General features: G+C 71.7%; 14 protein-coding genes and 1 pseudogene. 6 read left to right on the top strand and 9 right to left on the bottom strand.

Annotated features, from left to right (window positions below; translation table 11 throughout):
- Window positions 1-127: 127 nt before the first annotated feature.
- From pucL to ACFWJB_RS12535, 5 genes are all read right to left on the bottom strand, one after another.
- Window positions 128-1,063 carry a factor-independent urate hydroxylase gene (gene pucL, locus ACFWJB_RS12555; RefSeq protein ID WP_385463236.1) on the bottom strand — a complete coding sequence of 312 codons (936 nt, stop codon included), beginning with the start codon at window positions 1,061-1,063 and terminating at the stop codon, window positions 128-130.
- 7 nt (window positions 1,064-1,070) lie between these two features.
- The gene (gene uraH / locus ACFWJB_RS12550) at window positions 1,071-1,472 is read right to left on the bottom strand and encodes a hydroxyisourate hydrolase (protein WP_385463239.1); all 402 of its coding nucleotides are present in this window, start codon (window positions 1,470-1,472) and stop codon (window positions 1,071-1,073) included.
- 48 nt (window positions 1,473-1,520) lie between these two features.
- The gene (gene uraD, locus ACFWJB_RS12545; RefSeq protein WP_386922032.1) at window positions 1,521-2,027 is read right to left on the bottom strand and encodes a 2-oxo-4-hydroxy-4-carboxy-5-ureidoimidazoline decarboxylase; all 507 of its coding nucleotides are present in this window, start codon (window positions 2,025-2,027) and stop codon (window positions 1,521-1,523) included.
- Window positions 2,028-2,176: 149 nt separating this feature from the next.
- The gene (locus ACFWJB_RS12540) at window positions 2,177-2,545 is read right to left on the bottom strand and encodes a helix-turn-helix domain-containing protein (protein ID WP_385463245.1); all 369 of its coding nucleotides are present in this window, start codon (window positions 2,543-2,545) and stop codon (window positions 2,177-2,179) included.
- Complete coding sequence (locus ACFWJB_RS12535; protein WP_107481878.1) at window positions 2,542-2,793, bottom strand: hypothetical protein; 252 nt, start codon at window positions 2,791-2,793, stop codon at window positions 2,542-2,544. Before ACFWJB_RS12535 ends, ACFWJB_RS12540 begins: the two co-directional genes overlap by 4 nt.
- 141 nt (window positions 2,794-2,934) lie before the next feature.
- Here ACFWJB_RS12535 and ACFWJB_RS12530 point away from each other — a divergent pair, with 141 nt between their 5' ends.
- From ACFWJB_RS12530 to ACFWJB_RS12510, 5 genes are all read left to right on the top strand, one after another.
- The gene (locus ACFWJB_RS12530; protein ID WP_386922030.1) at window positions 2,935-3,792 is read left to right on the top strand and encodes a TIM barrel protein; all 858 of its coding nucleotides are present in this window, start codon (window positions 2,935-2,937) and stop codon (window positions 3,790-3,792) included.
- Window positions 3,793-3,823: 31 nt separating this feature from the next.
- Window positions 3,824-4,714: a 2-hydroxy-3-oxopropionate reductase gene (locus ACFWJB_RS12525; RefSeq protein ID WP_385463251.1), complete on the top strand. Its 891-nt coding sequence runs from the start codon at window positions 3,824-3,826 to the stop codon at window positions 4,712-4,714.
- A 175-nt stretch (window positions 4,715-4,889) separates the two neighbouring features.
- Window positions 4,890-6,368, top strand: a complete 1,479-nt coding sequence (locus tag ACFWJB_RS12520) for a catalase (RefSeq protein WP_385463254.1) — start codon at window positions 4,890-4,892, stop codon at window positions 6,366-6,368.
- A gap of 477 nt (window positions 6,369-6,845) precedes the next feature.
- A complete protein-coding gene (locus ACFWJB_RS12515; protein WP_385463256.1) occupies window positions 6,846-7,082 on the top strand; it encodes a hypothetical protein in 237 nt (78 codons plus the stop codon).
- A 101-nt stretch (window positions 7,083-7,183) separates the two neighbouring features.
- Window positions 7,184-7,825, top strand: coding sequence for a TIGR04222 domain-containing membrane protein (locus ACFWJB_RS12510; protein ID WP_385463259.1), 642 nt, complete (start codon window positions 7,184-7,186; stop codon window positions 7,823-7,825).
- Between the two features lie 74 nt (window positions 7,826-7,899).
- Here the strand turns inward: ACFWJB_RS12510 and gcl are convergent, their stop codons facing one another.
- Entirely contained in the window at window positions 7,900-9,684 is a 1,785-nt protein-coding gene (gcl, locus tag ACFWJB_RS12505) for a glyoxylate carboligase (protein WP_386922027.1), read from the bottom strand.
- Window positions 9,685-9,831: 147 nt separating this feature from the next.
- Between gcl and ACFWJB_RS12500 the strand changes: the two are divergent.
- Window positions 9,832-10,516 (top strand): annotated as a pseudogene (locus tag ACFWJB_RS12500) (hypothetical protein).
- A gap of 15 nt (window positions 10,517-10,531) precedes the next feature.
- Here ACFWJB_RS12500 and ACFWJB_RS12495 read toward each other — a convergent pair.
- From ACFWJB_RS12495 to ACFWJB_RS12485, 3 genes are all read right to left on the bottom strand, one after another.
- The gene (locus tag ACFWJB_RS12495) at window positions 10,532-12,763 is read right to left on the bottom strand and encodes a S1 family peptidase (protein WP_386922025.1); all 2,232 of its coding nucleotides are present in this window, start codon (window positions 12,761-12,763) and stop codon (window positions 10,532-10,534) included.
- A gap of 61 nt (window positions 12,764-12,824) precedes the next feature.
- Window positions 12,825-13,214, bottom strand: a complete 390-nt coding sequence (locus ACFWJB_RS12490) for a hypothetical protein (RefSeq protein WP_386922023.1) — start codon at window positions 13,212-13,214, stop codon at window positions 12,825-12,827.
- An 81-nt stretch (window positions 13,215-13,295) separates the two neighbouring features.
- Window positions 13,296-16,694, bottom strand: coding sequence for an ALF repeat-containing protein (locus ACFWJB_RS12485; protein WP_386922021.1), 3,399 nt, complete (start codon window positions 16,692-16,694; stop codon window positions 13,296-13,298).
- Between the last annotated feature and the right edge of the window lie 192 nt (window positions 16,695-16,886).

Raw genomic sequence — 16,886 nt, 5'->3', positions numbered from 1 at the left:
TTTTGTTTAAATCACACTTGGGGCGCGGGGGCGGGGGGGGGGCCGTTACGCCGGCTGGCCCTGGGGGCCCCCCGGGGGGGGGCGCCCCCCGGGGCCGGGCGGGCGGGCGGGGGCCCCGCTTCCCGCGTCAGAGGTTGGTCATGTCGACCGGGATGAGTTGCTCGGCGCCGTCGCGCAGGATGGTGGCCTCGATCAGGCCGTAGGGGCGGTCGGCGGCGTAGTAGACGGCGCCGTCCTTGGCGTCGTTGTCGATCCCGAAGGGCGACAGGTCCGAGCGGAAGTGGTGCTTGTTGGGCATCGAGAAGCGGATCTCGTCGACCTCGTCACGGGAGTTCAGCACCCGCACGCCCATCTCGAAGAGGGTCTGCTGGAGCGAGTACGAGTAGGTCTCGGCGAAGGCCTGGAGCGCGTGCTTGCGCACCCCGCTGTACGAGCGCTCCCAGTCCGGGGCGTGCGAGTCGATGCCGTCCCAGTTGTGCCGCCACCAGGTGGAGACGGTGGTGGCGAGGATGCGGTCGTAGTCCTCCTTGAGGGTGGTGTACTTGTCCTTCAGGTAGCCCCAGAACTCGGAGTTGGTCGTGTTCAGGACGGTCAGGTCCTTGAACCCGGAGAGCACCTGGATGCCGTGGCCGTCGTAGGTGATCTCCGCGACGCGGGTCTCCTGGCCCTTGCGGACGAAGGAGTGCGCGATCTCCTCGGAGCCGACGAAGCGGGCGCCGCCCTTGGAGGTCTCGATCCGCTCCCAGCCGTACTCCTCGACGCGGATGCGGGCCCGGGAGATGGACTCGGTGTTGTCCACGAAGTGGCGGGCGAGCTTGACGCCGAAGTCCTCGGCGCTCTCGATCCCGTGCTCCTTGGCGAAGGCGTACACCGTGTTCTTGGTGGTGTCGGTGGGCAGGACGTTCGCGTTCGAACCGCTGCGGTGGACCTCCTCCATGTCGCCGGACAGGGCGACGGAGACGTTCAGGTCCTTGATGTGGTGCGTGTCGCCGTCACGCGTGATCTTTACGACGCGGTTCTCTGCCTTGCCGTACTGGTTCTGTCCCAGGACGAAACGGGTCATGTGTCGGTCAGCTCCCTCGGTAAACGGAGTAGCCGAACGGGTTGAGCAGCAGCGGAACGTGGTAGTGCTCACCGGGCACCACCGCGAAGGTGATGGTGACCTCGGGGAAGAACACCGGCCGGCGGTTCTCGCTGTCCCGGAGCGCGGGGGCGTCCTGCTGGGCCGCGGCTTGTTTGTTGGCGAAGTACGTCTCGGTGTCGAAGTCGAGCCGTACGTGGGTGGTGCCCTCCGGCAGTGCCGGCAGGTCCTTGCACCGCCCGTCCGCGTCGGTCGCGGAGCCGCCGAGCGTCTGCCAGTCCGCCTCGGGACCGCCGCGGGCGGAGAGGTGGACGGCGACGCCCCCGGCGGGGCGGCCGACGCTGGTGTCCAGGATGTGCGTGGACACGGAAGCGGTGGTATCGGTGCTCATGCGATGTCCTCTGGCGGTGTGCGGCGAGGCCGGTCGGCGTGCGGCGGGTCAGGCGGTGTCGAGCAGCCGGGCCAGCCGGATACGGTTGATCTTCCCCAGTTCGGTGCGGACGATCTCCCGTTCCTGCTCGGGCGGGTTGCCGATCCGCTCCAGAGCCGCGTCCCTCATCTGCTCGCCGGTCCGGCCGGTGGCGCAGATGAGGAACACGTGGCCGAACTTCTCCTGGTAGGCCAGGTTCAGTTCGAGCATCTCCGCCTTCAGTTCCGCGGGGGCCCCGGCCATCCCCGCCTGCTCGCGGGAGGAGGTGGGGTCGCCGGGCCTGGGGCGGCCGATCGGCGGGTGCCCGGCCATCGCCTCCGCGAGGTCCGCCGCGGTCAGCTCTGCCGTGGCGGCGTCGGACGCGGTGAAGAGGTCCTCGGTGGTGGCGAAGGGGCGGGCGGCGATCAGTTGCCGGGCCCACGCCGTGGAGGCACACACCTCGTGGAGTTCCGCGAGTGCCGCGGTCTCCTCGGATGCGTTGAAACGGGCCAGGCCCGACGCTGAACTGGACGTCACGGGAGCCTCCGTGGCCTTGTGCTGAACGGGCGTGCCGATAGCTAACGCCCTCGAAAACAACGCGTCAACACTTTGTTGAAAATTCGGGGTAACAAAAGCCGCCGCCCGGTTACCGGACGGCGGCGCGCTCTGTGGAGCTCCTGTGCAGGTCAGGAGTCCTTCTCGCGATTGAGGTAGTTGTAGACGGTGAAGCGGCTGACGCCCAGCGCGCTCGCGACGGTCTCGACGCCGTGCCGTACGGCGAAGGCGCCCCGCGCCTCCAGGGTGCGGACGACCTCCTGTTTGGCCCTGCGGTCCAGTTCGGCCAGCGGCCTGCCGCGCCGGCGTTCCATGGCGGCGAGGATGTGGTCCAGCGAGTCGGCGAGCTGGGGCAGCCGTACGGCGACGACGTCGGCGCCCTCCCAGGCGAGCACGACGTCGTCCTGGCCCGCCTCGTCCGGCGGGAGCAGCTCGCCGCCTATGGCGTCGATCAGCGGTTTCACGGCCGCGATGAAGGGCTCCTCACCGGGGCCGGTCACCGCTCGCCCTCCTCGACCACGTTCACCTGGAGCGAGATCCGGGTGGCGCCGGCCTCCAGGGAGCGGCGCAGCAGCGCGTCCACGGCGGTGAGCACCGCGTCGGCACCACCCTCGGCGGTGTTGCCGAACGGGCCGACGTCGACCTCGTCCAGCTCCGCCGCCTCGACCACCTCCCGCGCGACGACCGCGTGGGCGGGCGCCTCGTCGAGGTCGAAGGGCTCGGTCGTGAACTCCACTCTCAATCGCACGCGGTCAACCTAACGCGCCGTGCCCGATTCCCGCCGCCCCCTCTTGACAAGCTCCGTCCCACTTCGGCAATCTTCCGTTAAGCAGAAACGAACTTCCGCATTACGGAAACACCCTCGCAACGGAAGGGAGCGCGGCACCCGATGCCAGGTTTTGAGTCGAGCACCGCCGCAGACCAGCGCTTCAACGTCAACCTGTCGATCCTCTTCACGGAACTCCCGCTCCTGGAGCGCCCCGCGGCCGCCGCCGCGGCCGGCTTCACCGCGGTCGAGCTGTGGTGGCCCTGGATCGACTCCCCCACCCCCGAGCAGTCCGAGCTCGACGCCCTGAAGAAGGCGATCGAGGACGCGGGCGTCCAGCTCACCGGGCTGAACTTCTACGCGGGACAGCTCCCGGGCCCCGACCGCGGTGCCCTCTCCGTCCCCGGCGAGGAGTCGGACCGCTTCCGCGCCAACGTCGACGTGGCCGCCGGCTTCGCGAAGTCGCTCGGCTGCACCGCGCTCAACGCCCTGTACGGCAACCGCGTCGAGGGCGTCGACCCGGCCGAGCAGGACCGGCTCGCGCTGGAGAACCTGGTCCTCGCCGCCCGGGCGGCCGACCGGATCGGCGCGGTCCTGCTGATCGAGGCGCTCAACAAGCCCGAGTCGCCGCTGTACCCGCTGGTGTCGGCGCCGGCCGCGATCGAGGTAGTCGACAAGGTCAACGAGGCCACCGGACTGGGCAACGCCAAGTTCCTCATGGACCTCTACCACCTGTCCATGAACGGCGAGGACCTCGCGCAGGTGATCGACGCGTACGCCGCGAAGACCGGTCACGTGCAGATCGCCGACAACCCCGGCCGCGGCGCCCCGGGCACGGGCTCGCTCCCCCTGGAGGAGCTGCTCGACCGGCTGGCGAAGGCCGGTTACGAGGGCTGGGTGGGCCTGGAGTACAAGCCGGGCGACCGCCCGAGCGCGGAGGCCTTCGACTGGCTGCCCCGCGAAGCCCGCGCCGCCCGCTGACACCCCTGATTCTTTCGAGAGGCACCCCATCATGAGCAACCTTCCCAAGATCGCGTGGATCGGCCTCGGCATCATGGGCTCCCCCATGTCCGAGAACCTGATCAAGGCGGGTTACCAGGTCACGGGCTTCACGCTGGAGCAGGACAAGCTGGACCGCCTCGCCGCCGCCGGCGGCACCGCGGCCGGCTCGATCGCCGAGGCCGTGCGCGACGCCGACGTCGTCATCACCATGGTGCCCGCGTCGCCGCAGGTCGAGGCCATCGCCTACGGCCCCGACGGCATCCTGGAGAACGCGAAGTCCGGCGCGCTGCTGATCGACATGTCCTCGATCACCCCGCAGACCTCCGTGGACCTCGCGAAGGCCGCCGAGGACAAGGGCATCCGCGTCCTGGACGCCCCCGTCTCCGGCGGCGAGGCCGGCGCGATCGAGGCCGTCCTGTCCATCATGGTCGGCGGCGGGCAGGCCGACTTCGACGAGGCGAAGCCGATCCTGGAGGCCCTCGGCAAGACCATCGTGCTGTGCGGTCCGCACGGCTCGGGGCAGACCGTGAAGGCCGCCAACCAGCTCATCGTCGCCGTGAACATCCAGGCGTGCGCCGAGGCCGTGGTCTTCCTGGAGAAGTCGGGCGTGGACCTGAAGGCGGCCCTCGACGTCCTCAACGGCGGCCTGGCCGGCTCGACCGTGCTGACGCGGAAGAAGGACAACTTCCTGGCCCGCGACTTCAAGCCGGGCTTCCGCATCGACCTGCACCACAAGGACATGGGCATCGTCACCGACGCCGCCCGCAACGTGGGCGCCGCGCTGCCGGTCGGCGCCGTGGTCGCCCAGCTGGTCGCCTCCCTGCGCGCCCAGGGCGACGGCGGCCTGGACCACTCGGCCCTGCTGCGGGCCGTGGAGCGCCTGTCCGGCGCCCAGGTCTGACGCACCGCCCCGAGATCTCCGGGTGGCGCCGCCGCTGACACCTGTCCTGTCGCGCCCGAGCGGCGGCGCCGCCCGGAACCCACTTCAACAAACTGTTGACGTGCTCAGCACCCCAAACCTAGGCTCCACGAAGCGGAAACAGTTTTCCGCTGACCCCTCGCACGGAAGGTCCCCGATGTCGCAGCGCGTGCTCACGACGCGGACTCTCACCACGGAGTCCGGCGCCCCGGTCGCAGACAACCAGAATTCCGCCTCCGCCGGCATCGGCGGCCCGCTCCTGATCCAGGACCAGCACCTGCTGGAGAAGCTCGCGCGCTTCAACCGCGAGCGCATCCCGGAGCGCGTGGTGCACGCCCGCGGCTCCGGCGCCTACGGCCACTTCGAGGTGACCGACGACGTCACCGGCTTCACGCACGCCGACTTCCTGAGCACCGTCGGCAAGCGCACCGAGGTCTTCCTGCGCTTCTCCACCGTGGCCGACTCGCTGGGCGGCGCGGACGCGGTCCGCGACCCGCGCGGCTTCGCGGTGAAGTTCTACACCGAGGAGGGCAACTACGACCTCGTCGGCAACAACACCCCGGTGTTCTTCATCAAGGACCCGATCAAGTTCCCCGACTTCATCCACTCGCAGAAGCGCGACCCGTTCACGGGCCGTCAGGAGCCGGACAACGTCTGGGACTTCTGGGCGCACTCCCCCGAGGCCACCCACCAGGTGACCTGGCTGATGGGCGACCGCGGCATCCCGGCGTCCTACCGCCACATGGACGGCTTCGGCTCGCACACCTACCAGTGGACGAACGCCGAGGGCCGGTCCTTCTTCGTCAAGTACCACTTCAAGACCGACCAGGGCATCCGCTGCCTGACCGCCGAGCAGGCGCAGGAGCTCGCGGGCCAGGACCCGACCTCGCACCAGACGGACCTGGTGCAGGCCATCGAGCGGGGCGTGCGCCCGTCCTGGACCCTGCACGTGCAGCTCATGCCGGTCGCCGAGGCGGCGAACTACCGCTTCAACCCGTTCGACGTGACCAAGGTCTGGCCGCACGCCGACTACCCGCTGCGCCGCGTGGGCCGGCTGGTGCTGGACCGCAACCCGGACAACGTCTTCGCCGAGGTCGAGCAGGCCGCCTTCTCCCCGAACAACTTCGTTCCGGGCATCGGCCCCTCCCCCGACAAGATGCTCCAGGGCCGCCTGTTCGCCTACGCGGACGCGCACCGCTACCGCCTGGGCGTCAACCACACCCAGCTCGCGGTGAACGCCCCGAAGGCCGTGCCCGGCGGCGCGGACAACTACGGCCGGGACGGGTTCATGGCGTCCAACTCCCAGGGCCGTGCCGCGAAGAACTACGAGCCGAACTCGTACGACGGCCCGGTCGAGACCGGCCGTCCGCTGGCCGCCCCGCTGGCCGTCTCCGGCCACACCGGCACCCACGAGGCGCCGCTGCACACCAAGGACGACGACTTCTTCCAGGCCGGTGAGCTCTACCGCCTGATGTCCGAGGACGAGAGGACGCGGCTGGTCGCCAACATCGCCGGCGGCCTGTCCCAGGTCTCCCGCGAGGACGTGGTCCAGAAGAACCTCGCGCACTTCCACGCCGCCGACCCGGAGTACGGCAAGCGCGTGGAGGAGGCGGTCCGCGCCCTGCGCGAGGACTGATCCACCAGCTCGCCCACGGGACCTGACGGGGAGGTCAGGACCGTGTGCGCGGCCCGCGCAGGCACCGGAACGGCCCGGATGAGGGGTGGCCGCCCGGTGCCGGCGCGGGCAGGGCGAGGACCGCGGCGGCCCACGAGCCAGTGCGGTGGTGAAGGGCCAGGGGGCTCCTCCTACGACCTGAGGGGAGGATCCGCCCGGACCCGTCGTGAACCGCCGCGGTCCCAGCCGTTCCCCTCCACCGCCTCCCGTGCTCGGGAGGCCCCCTAGAGCTCCGTCCGGCGGCGCGAACGACCTGTCGCGCCCAGCCTCGCGCCGTCGGACGGGAACCACCCGGGCATCCTCCCCGCTCCGAAAAACCCTCACCGGGCCGGTAGGCGCGGGAGGCGGCGGGTCCCGCATCCGGCGCCTCTCCGTGTCCGGCGCCCGTGCGTGCCGGCCGGGGGTGCGGTCCCCCGCGGGCCGCAGCAACCTGGAGTCATGGCACATCCACCGGAGCATCCGCACATCGTGGTCCGTCCCGCGGCCCTGGACGGCTCCCGCCGGGTCACCTCGGACGAGGAGACGCTCGGGGTCGCCTCGCACCTCGACGACGTCGCCGAGATCCTGCGACTGGCCGACCTGTACGTGACCGACGTCGCGAGCAGCGACCTCGTCGAGTGGCAGGGGGGCGGCCCGGACGACTGGCCGGGGCTGCACGAGCACCACGAGGGCTGATCGTCCGTGCGCCTCCCTCAACTCTTCCTCTGAGAATCCCGGCCGCGCGCTTGAACCACCCCCCGTGACGGGCACATCCCCGGACACACGGGGGTGAGGGCATGGACGGTGCCACGGAGATCGGCTGGGAACCGCACGAGATCGCTCTGCTGGGCGGCGGTCCGGGAGCCGCCGTCACGGTGGCGGTGGTCGCCCTGCACCTGCGGGGAGCCGTCGAGACCGGCCCGCGCAGGACGCTGTGCGCGGCGGGACCGGAGCCGGAGGGACTGGGGCCGTTCGAGGGCACCGTCCTGGACTGTCTGCGCGAGCCGCTCACCGCTCGCGAGCTGGTCCGGCACGCGGACGTGCGCCTGGCACTGGCCCTGACGCGCATCCCGCTCGCGGAGGACGGGCTGCTGCGCTACCCCCTGCTTGGGCCCACCCGCGGTGCCCGCCGCCGGGTGGCGTTCTGGCGGGAGCGGTACCCGCTGCCGGCCACCAGGCACGGGCTGACCGACGAGGACACGCTGCTCGCGGTCGCCCTGCACGGCGATGCCGCCCTGCGCATGCTCCTGCCGCGCTTCGCGCTGCGGGCCGGGCTGGCGGACCCGGGCGCCCCGGCCGAGGGGGTGCGGTTCTCACTGGGCCGGGGCAGGTTCCTCCGGTGGCGGGACGAGTACGAGGACTCGATCTCGGGCGACTGGGGCGGGGGCCACACGGATGCGGGCGGCTGCGGCTCGGGGGGCGGGGGCGGCGGGGACTGAGCGGCCCCGGACATACGGGAGGGCGGTCCGTCCGGGGGACGGACCGCCCTCTCAGGCCGTGCGGGTCGTACGGATCAGGCCTTCAGCGCCCGGATCGCCGTGGGCGCGTGGCCCGGCTCGGTGGCGATCTCCTCGAACTCCACGACGTTGCCGATGTCGTTGGTGCCCGACATGGAGATGTTGGTGACCCGCTCCAGGATGGCCTCGACGACGACCGGGACCTGGTGCTCGGCGGCGAGCTTCTTGGCCTGCTCCAGGGCCGCGCCCAGGTCGCCCGGGTCGGTCACCCGGATCGCCTTGCAGCCCAGGCCCTCGGCGACCTTGACGTGGTCGACGCCGTAGACGCCCAGCTCCGGGGAGTTGATGTTCTCGAACTCCAGCTTGACCTGGAAGTCGATGTCGAACGCCCGCTGCGCCTGGCGGATCAGGCCCAGATAGCTGTTGTTGACCAGGACGTGCACGTAGGGGATCTTGTGCTGCGCGCCGACGGCCAGTTCCTCGATCATGAACTGGAAGTCGTAGTCGCCGGAGAGCGCCACGACCTGCGCTCCGGGGTCGGCCTTGGCGACGCCGAGCGCGGCGGGGACCGTCCAGCCGAGCGGGCCGGCCTGGCCGCAGTTGATCCAGTGCCGCGGCCGGTAGACGTGCAGCATCTGGGCGCCGGCGATCTGGGAGAGGCCGATGGTGGAGACGTACCGGGTCTCCGGGCCGAAGGCCTTGTTCATCTCCTCGTAGACGCGCTGCGGCTTGATCGGGATGTCGTCGAAGTGCGTACGGCGCTGGAGCGTGGCCCTGCGCTCCTGCGCCGAGGCGGCCCACGCGGAGCGGTCGGGCAGCTTCCCGGCCGCCTTCAGCTCCCGGGCGACCTCGACGAACAGCTCCAGCGCGGCCTTGGCGTCGGAGGCGATGCCGTAGTCCGGGGCGAAGATCTTGCCGATCTGGGTGGGCTCGACGTCGACGTGGACGAAGGTCCGCCCGGCGGTGTAGACGTCCAGCTTGCCGGTGTGGCGGTTGGCCCACCGGTTGCCGATGCCGAGGACGAAGTCCGACTCCAGGAACGTCGCGTTGCCGTAGCGGTGCGAGGTCTGGAGGCCGACCATGCCGGCGTTCAGCTCGTGGTCGTCGGGCAGCAGGCCCCAGCCCATCAGGGTCGGCACGACCGGGGTGCCGGTCAGCTCGGCGAACTCCACCAGCAGGTCGGCGGCGTCGGCGTTGATGACACCGCCGCCGGCCACGATCAGCGGGCGCTCGGCGGCGTTGAGCATGCCGATCGCCTTCTCGACCTGGGCGCGGGTGGCGGCCGGCTTGTAGACCGGGAGCGGCTCGTAGGTGTCCGGGTCGAACTCGATCTCGGTCATCTGGACGTCGATGGGCAGGTCGATCAGGACCGGGCCCGGCCGCCCGGAACGCATCAGGTGGAACGCCTGCTGGAAGACGCCGGGGACCTGCGCGGCCTCCAGGACGGTGACGGCCATCTTGGTCACCGGCTTGGCGATGGACGCGATGTCGACGGCCTGGAAGTCCTCCTTGTGGATCACCGCGGTCGGGGCCTGGCCGGTGATGCACAGGATCGGGATCGAGTCGCCGATCGCCGAGTACAGGCCGGTGATCATGTCGGTGCCGGCCGGTCCGGAGGTGCCGATGCAGACGCCGATGTTGCCGGCGCTGGTCCGGGTGTAGCCCTCGGCCATGTGCGAGGCGCCCTCGACGTGGCGGGCGAGCGTGTGATGGACGCCGCCGGAGGCCTTGAGCGCCGCGTAGAAGGGGTTGATCGCCGCGCCCGGCACACCGAACGCGTCGGTGACGCCCTCGCGCTTGAGGATCTCAACTGCCGCTCGGGCAGCGGTCATACGAGCCATCGAGTACTCCTGCTCCGGCTGCCGGATTCGCACTCCCGTCGCGCCCCGCGGTGAGCTTCTTCCGTAGCAACTTCCGTATAGCGAAATTTGTTTTCTACGATCTGGAAGTAATGTAAGTGGGTGGCCCGGGGCCGTCAAGAGAGGACGATGGGGGTCATGTCCGAAGGGATCCCGGTGTGCTGCACCGCCTGCGGGCGCCGGCACCGCTACACGGCGCCGTCGTACCCCTGCGCGTGCGGGGCGCCCGTCGCCCCCCGAGCTGGACCCGCACGGGGCCGCCACCGCGGTGACCCACCGGGTGTGGGACGAGGAGTGGATCGACGTGCGCTGCACGGCCTGTGGGACCGAGGGCCGGTGGCCGCGCCCGGAACTGGGCTGTCCGTGCGGCACGGTGCTGTGCGTGCCGGTGGACCCCGCGGCCGCGGGCCGCACCGGGCGCTCCCCCGGCTCACGGGCCCCGGCCCACCGGGCCGTCCCCGTCCGCACGGCCCGCGACGCGGTCACCGCCGCCGTCCTGCATCTGCGCGGGCTCGGACACCGGGAGGTGCGCCGCGCCGACCGGTGGCCGCTGTCCGGCGTCGGCCTGGCGGCGCCCGGCATCGCCGTCCAGGTGGAAGCGAGAGGCCCGGCCTCGGTCCGGGACGTGGAGTGCCTGTGGCTGACGGCCATGGCGGACTCGGCACGGGGGGTGTACTTCTCTCTCGCCGGGTACTCCGTGCAGGCCCGCGCCCGCGCCGACCTGCTGGACGTCGCGCTGTTCGTGCTCGACCCGTCCGGCGTGCCGCACCCGGCAAACGCGCCGGCCGTGGCGCTGGACGCCACGGCCGGCTGAGAACTGACGCGGTGACTACCGCGCCGCGTACCCGAAGGTGGTGCCGGCGGCGGGGAGACCGCCCTGTCCCGGCCGGTAGACGGTGGCCGCGGCGTTGGTCTCGCCGAGGGTCACGTTGGACATGGGCAGGGCGTACAGCGCGCCGGTGCTGGTCGGGCCGTACGGCATGCCGACGTACAGGTGGGTGCCGGTGAAGTGGAGGCTCGAGCCGAGGCGCTGGTTGGCGCCCGGGGTGCCGGGGATGCCGTCGCCGTCGCCGGACTCGATCCACTTGTCGTTGTCGCCGGGCTTGCCCAGGAGCGAGAAGACGTGCACCGCGCCCGCGCTCGCCGTGGTGCCGAGGGCCTCGTCCGGGACGCCGACGGCCAGCTTCATGGTCGCCGTGGTGCTCACCTCGCGCGGTGCGGTGTTGACCGCGGTCAGGGTGGCGCCGAAGTGGTCACCGGCCTCGGAGGCGCCGGAGACGTCGTCCTCGGCGGTGCCGGAGTAGTAGTTGTTCATCTGGTTGTAGGTACCCGCGGCGGTGACGCGGAAGGTGAGGACATTGCCCGTCTCCGCCTTGTTGGCACCGTTGATGCTCAGAGCCTCGCCCGGTGAACCGACCGCCAGGATCGACTCGTTGGCGCGTGCCGCGCCGGAGGGGCGGTACGGGGCGAGGGCCAGGGCGGCGCCGAAGCGGTCGCCGGCCTCGGCTCCGCCGGCGACGGTGTCCAGGTCCTGGTCGAGACCGAACAGCGGGGTGGGCCGCTTCTCGCTGTTCAGCGTGTGCGAGAAGACCGCGAGGTTGCCGGCCGCGTCGTCGCCGCCGATGTTCTCGTTGGGCGCGCCGATCGCGATGTGGTTGGCGTCGGCCGCGACCACCGCGCCGAAGCCGTCGTTGGCCTCCACGGCACCGGGGACGTCGAGGCGGTCCTGGTGCACGGAGACGTTGGTGCCGCCGCTGACGTAGAAGGCCTCGCCCGCCTTGGCGGCGTCGCCGAGACCCTCACCGGGCGTGCCGACCACCAGGAAGGGTTCACCGGCCGCGGTGGTTCCGGCGGCGATCGCCTGGCCCATGAGGTCACCGGCCTCGGGGGTGGAGGCGGCGATGGACCCGTTGCCGGCGCCCTGCTCGAAGTGCGTGTCCTTGACCGTGCCGGTGCCCAGGCCGCCGGGCGCCCCGTGCAGGACGTCGAACATGCCGGCGTCGGCGGCGGTGCCGAGGTCTTCGCGCGGGGTGCCGACGACGAGGTCGCTGCAACCGTCCTCGTCGTAGTCCACGACGTCGATGGCCTCACCGAACTGGTCGCCCGCCTCGGAACCGCCGGAGACCCAGTCCAGGTCCTGGGTGATCTCGGCGTTGCCCTTGCCGCCGCCGTAGACGACGCGGACCAGGCCGGCCTTCGCGTCGCCGCCCACGGTCGCCGTCGGGTCGGCGATCGCGATGTCCTCGACGCCGTCGCAGTTGAAGTCGGTGACGGGCGGGGCGCCCACAGTGGACTTCACCCAGGAACCCAGGTCGTCGACCCGGCTCGCGATGCCGTCGGTGCGGGTCTCGGCCGCGTCGATGCCGAAGCAGCCGGCCTGGTAGGAGCGGCTGATGAGGGAGGCCAGCTGCGGCGTCCCGTTCACGGTGCGGACCAGGGGACCACCGGTGTCGCCCATGCACGCTGCCACGCCGTCCTTGCCGGTGACCGTGGCGGTGGTGGCGTCGGCGGTACCCACGGAGAAGGTGCCGGTGTGCAGGTTCAGCGGCGCCCACTCGGTCTTGGAGCGCCCGTAGCCGGCGAGGGTCAGCTCCTCCCCGGCGGTGGGGGCGGCGGTGGCCAGGGCGACGGGGGTGACGTTGGTGACCGGGCGGTTCAGCCGGGCCAGGACCACGTCGCGGTCCGTGCGGGGTACCAACTCGACGACCGTGCGGACCGCGCCGCCGCTGCCGGTGAGGTCGGCGCGGCCGATGGTCGCGGTGGTGGTCCGGGCCGGCTTCCCCGCGGGCACGGCAAGGCTCTCGGCGGGCTTGTCGGCGAAGCAACTGGCCGCGGTGAGGAGCCATTCGGCGTCGACCAGGACCCCGGAGCATCCGCGGTCGTGGGAACCGACGACGATCTGCGCCGTGTAGGCGTGCGTGGTGTCGGAGGCCGCCGCGGCGGGACCGGTGACGGCGGCGGCGGGTCCCGCGGTCAGTACCGCGGAACCCGCGGTCAGGGCGACGGCCAGTGCGGCGAGGCGCACGGATCTGGTGTGGCACACGGCTTCGGTGCGGCGCACGGGTGACTCCTCGTGGTTCGGTGCCGGCAGGAAATCGCCGGAAGATCGTGATTCTGGACAACTACTCGACAAATTGCCAGAGATAAGCCCCTGCTCCTGTACAGATCGTGGCCGATCCAAGAATCCAGTACAGGGAGAACGTATTGAGAGGCACCTTGTCCCAGGGTTTTTCTTCCTGTTCCGCGATATCGGCGGCCATCTTTTTCGCGACCGGCACGAACATGATGACGAACATGAGGAGAACGCCACTGTAGACGTACAGGGTGCGCGGTACGGAATAGCCTTTCACCGCGGCGTTGGGCAGCAGGAACAGCCAGCCGACCAGCGGGGCGAGGACCATGCGCCGCCTGGCCTTCGGCGTCGGCATGGCCCACAGCATCGCCGCCGCGTAGACGACGGTGGCGCCTACGGAAATGGCGGCCCAGTGACCTGTGGAAAGGTGGGCGGACACGGTCGGGAATCCTCCAGGGGCGGAACACGATGTTTTCTCTGCCGAACACTGAATCCCGCCCCGGAGGTTATCATTCGCCGATTACCACGGCGTCAGATCGTGCCAGGTATCGCTGACGGCATCGCCCACGGCCTTTCCGGCACCGACGACAGCGCTGGTGGCCGGGGACAGGACCGCCGCCCCCACGCGCCGTGCCTGCACGCCGACCGACATGGCACCGGCCCCGAGTCCGCGGAAGGCGTCGTCGATGGCACCGACCGTGCCCCCGAACTTGCCCCACGGGAGCCCGGTCGTGTAGATGCCGACGGCGACGCCGAACGCCGAGGTGAGGAACGCCTCGGAGGTGATGCCGTCGGTGAAGCCGTAGATGACGGTGCTGGCCACGCCCGTGATCAGCGAGACGCCGCCGAAGGCCCCGTAGAGGACCTCGCCGGCCGGCGGCGGGACCAGGAGACTGAGCGCCGCCGCGTATCCCGTCCAGGTGGAGATGGTGCCGAGCGTGTCGGCGGCGCCCCGCCACTCGTCCTTGTCGGCGCCGAGGAACGTGCCCGGTGACTTCGCCCCGTCGTTGTCGGCGTTGTCGGCCGGGTCGACGCCGTTCCGCTTGGCCGCCTCCGCAGCCTCCGCGGCCTTCCTGGCCGCTTCGATCTGTTCCTGCCTGCGCTTCTGGGCGACGATCTGCTTCGCCTCGGACGCGGCCGCCGCCGCCTCCTTCGCGTCCTTGCCCGCCTGCACCGCCGAGGCGGCGGCGGCGTTGGCCGACGCCTGGGCGTTGTTGGCCGACACCACCGCCGCGGCCGCGGCCGCGGTCGCCTGGTTGGCCGAGTAGTTGGCGTGCCGGGCGGCGGTGCGGGCGGTCAGAGCCGCGTTCTTCGCCTTGTCCGCGGAGGCCTGGGCCTCCTGTGCCGACTTCTCGGCGGCGTCCGCGTGGGCGTCGGCCTGCTGCTTGTAGACATCGGCCTGCTTGGCGGAGTTGGTGGCGGCCGTCGCCCATTTCTGCGCGTCGTCGGCCGCCTTGCGGGCCTCCGCGGCCACCTTCTGCGCGTAGGCCGCGTTGGTGACGGCGTCCTGGGCGAGCTTGGCGGCGTGGGCGAGCAGGGCCTGCATCGCCGCGATGTGGGCGGCGGCGTCCGCGTCGAGCTGCAGCATCCGCGGGTACACGGTGGTCACGAAGTTGCGGCGCATCCAGCTGGGGCCGTCGATCGCCACGGCCGCCGCCGTCTTGGTGTACGGCCCCGCGGAGTCGAGCGTGGAGAAGAGCGCCACGTTGTCGTCCTCGGCCAGCGCCGGCCCGTACTTGACGGCGAAGAAGTCGTGCACCGCCTTCGCCGAACCGTCGTTGAGGGCCTCGGTCGCCGCCTGCGTGACCATCCGGCCGGGGTTCTGGGCGAGGACCCGGAAGATCGCCGCGGTCTGCTCGTCCTTGGCCGCCTCGATCGCGCCGTTGGTGAGGAACCCCGCGGCGGCGCCCTCGTCCGGGGACGCCAGCGCCGCCTGGGCCGCGCTCGCCACGTTGGGCGAGGAGACCTGGGCGAGGAACAGAACGGTCTCGCGGTCGTCCTGCGACTGCGCGATGGTCCGGTCGGTGTCGATCCAGTTCAGCACCGACTCCTCACCGGCGGCGAGCGCGAACGACGCGGCCTCGCGGGTCCAGGTGCCGCACGAGGAGAGCAGACTGAGGCAGGCCTTGCGGCCCTGCTCGACGGCCTTCGCGCGGTCACCGGCCGCGAACGCCTTCTCCGCCTCCGCGATCAGGTCCAGCGTGGCCGAGTCCGTGGCCTGCTGCTGGGTCAGCTGGTTGCGGGACTTCTCCAGGTCCTCCTTCTCGAGCGCGGCGAGCTCGACGGCCTCCGCCTTGCCCTGTTCGGCGTACTCCTCGAGCTTCGCGAGTTCCGCCTCGCGCGCCTTCCTCTCCACCTCCTGGGCGTCGAGGACGGCCTTGACGGCGGCGTCGGCGGCCTGCTGGGCGTCGGCGGCCCAGGCGGTGCTCTTGTTGGCGAAGTCGACGGCCTTGCCCGCGGCCTTCACGGCCTCGTCGGCGGCGTCGGCCGCCTTGTCCGCGTGGTCGGCCGCGGAGTTGGCCGCGTCGCGAGCGGCCGCCGCGGCCACCGAAGCGGAGTTGGCCAGGGACTGCGCCGCGGAGGCGGCGCGGGTGGCGCGCGCCGCCTGCGCGTCCGCCTGCAGGGCCGCGGCACGGGCCGCGGCGGCCTCCGACTTGGCCACGCCGGCGGCACCGGCCGCGGTGGCGGAGGCGTTGGCGGCGGCCGCGGCATCACGTGCGGCGGCGGCCGCGGAGTTGCCGGCCGCGACCGACTGGTCGGAGGCGATCTTCGCCTGGCCCGCGGCCGCCGCGGCCGAACGGGCCTTGTCCGCGGCGTTGCGGGCCGCGATGGCCGCGTTCCTCGCCGCCGTCGTCTTGGCCGCGTCCTTGGACGCGGCCATGGCGGCCTGGTAGGCCGTGGAGGCGGCGCGCGCGGCCGTGGCCGCGGCGGAGGTCGCGGCGTGGGCGGCCCAGGCGGCCTTGCGGGCCGCGGTCTGTGCCGCGTAGGAGGCGGAGATGGCGGTGGCCGCGGCATTGGCCGCGCCCTTGGCGGCACTGGCCGCCTTGCGCGCGGCGGCCGCGGACTTGGCCACGTCCTCCTTTGCGGCCTGGGCCTCGGCCGCGGCCTCCTGTGCGGCCGCCTTGGCCTTGGCTGCGGCCTCCTTCGCCTTGTCCGACTCCTCCTTCGCCTTCTCCGTCGACAACTGGGCGCGCTTCGACTGCCGTTCGGTGACGGCGACGAGCTGCTCGATGGTCGCGGCCTCGTCGTCGCGGGCCCGGGCGATGTTCTGCCCGGTCTCCAGGAACCAGCGGATGGCGTCCGCGCTGCCGTCGTCCAGGGCGCGCTGCGCGTACTTCGTCAGCTCGGGCCCGGCACCGCTGAGGATCTTGAAGACCTCGGCGGTCTCGTCCGAGAGACGCGCGCTGAACTGCGTGTCGGTGATGAACTTCAGCAGGGCTTCGCCGGAGCCGTCGTTCAGCGCGGTGTCGGCGGCGGCCTGCACGCCCCTGCCGCCCTGCGCCCTCAGCATGAAGGTGAGGGCGCTCATGTCCTCCACCTGGGCCGCCTTGTACCCACCGGCGAGGAAGGCCTCGATCTCGGCGTCCCCGCCGGTCAGAGCGCGGGTGACCGCGGCGGTGGTGCCCTTGCCGGCGAGGGCGAGCGACCTGAAGAGGGCGACGCGGTTGTCCTCGGCGACGGTGGCGGGCAGCGTCGTGGCGACGAACTCCTCCACCTCGGCGTCGGTGCCGACGAGCGCGGCGGCAGCGGCCGCCCGGGTCGCCTTGCCGCCGGTCTGCCACGCGGTCAGGGCCCTGGCACGGGCCGTGTCCGGCAGCGACGGCAGGTTGGGGGCATCGCCCGTGTCGGCTGTTGCGGCGAAGACCCGGGCGGTGGTGACGAGGGGGAGGGCCGCGGCTGCCGTCGTGACGGCGGCCACGTTCAAGACCCGGCGTCTGCTCCAGTACGTCGTGTTCAAAGTCCTACTCCCGATCGGTCGACAGCCGACGGCGGCGCCACGGCGGGGCGTGGGGGCCTCCGACAGCGGAAGATGAAGACGAGGAAATGCGGAACTGATCTGAGACCGCGGCGGGTCGACGGGCCGGCTGCGCCCTGGACGGCGGGTGGTGGG

It is taken from the genome of Streptomyces sp. NPDC127100 (assembly GCF_042724095.1).
Taxonomy (GTDB): Bacteria; Actinomycetota; Actinomycetes; order Streptomycetales; family Streptomycetaceae; genus Streptomyces.
This window is presented reverse-complemented; position numbering and strand designations above follow the sequence as displayed.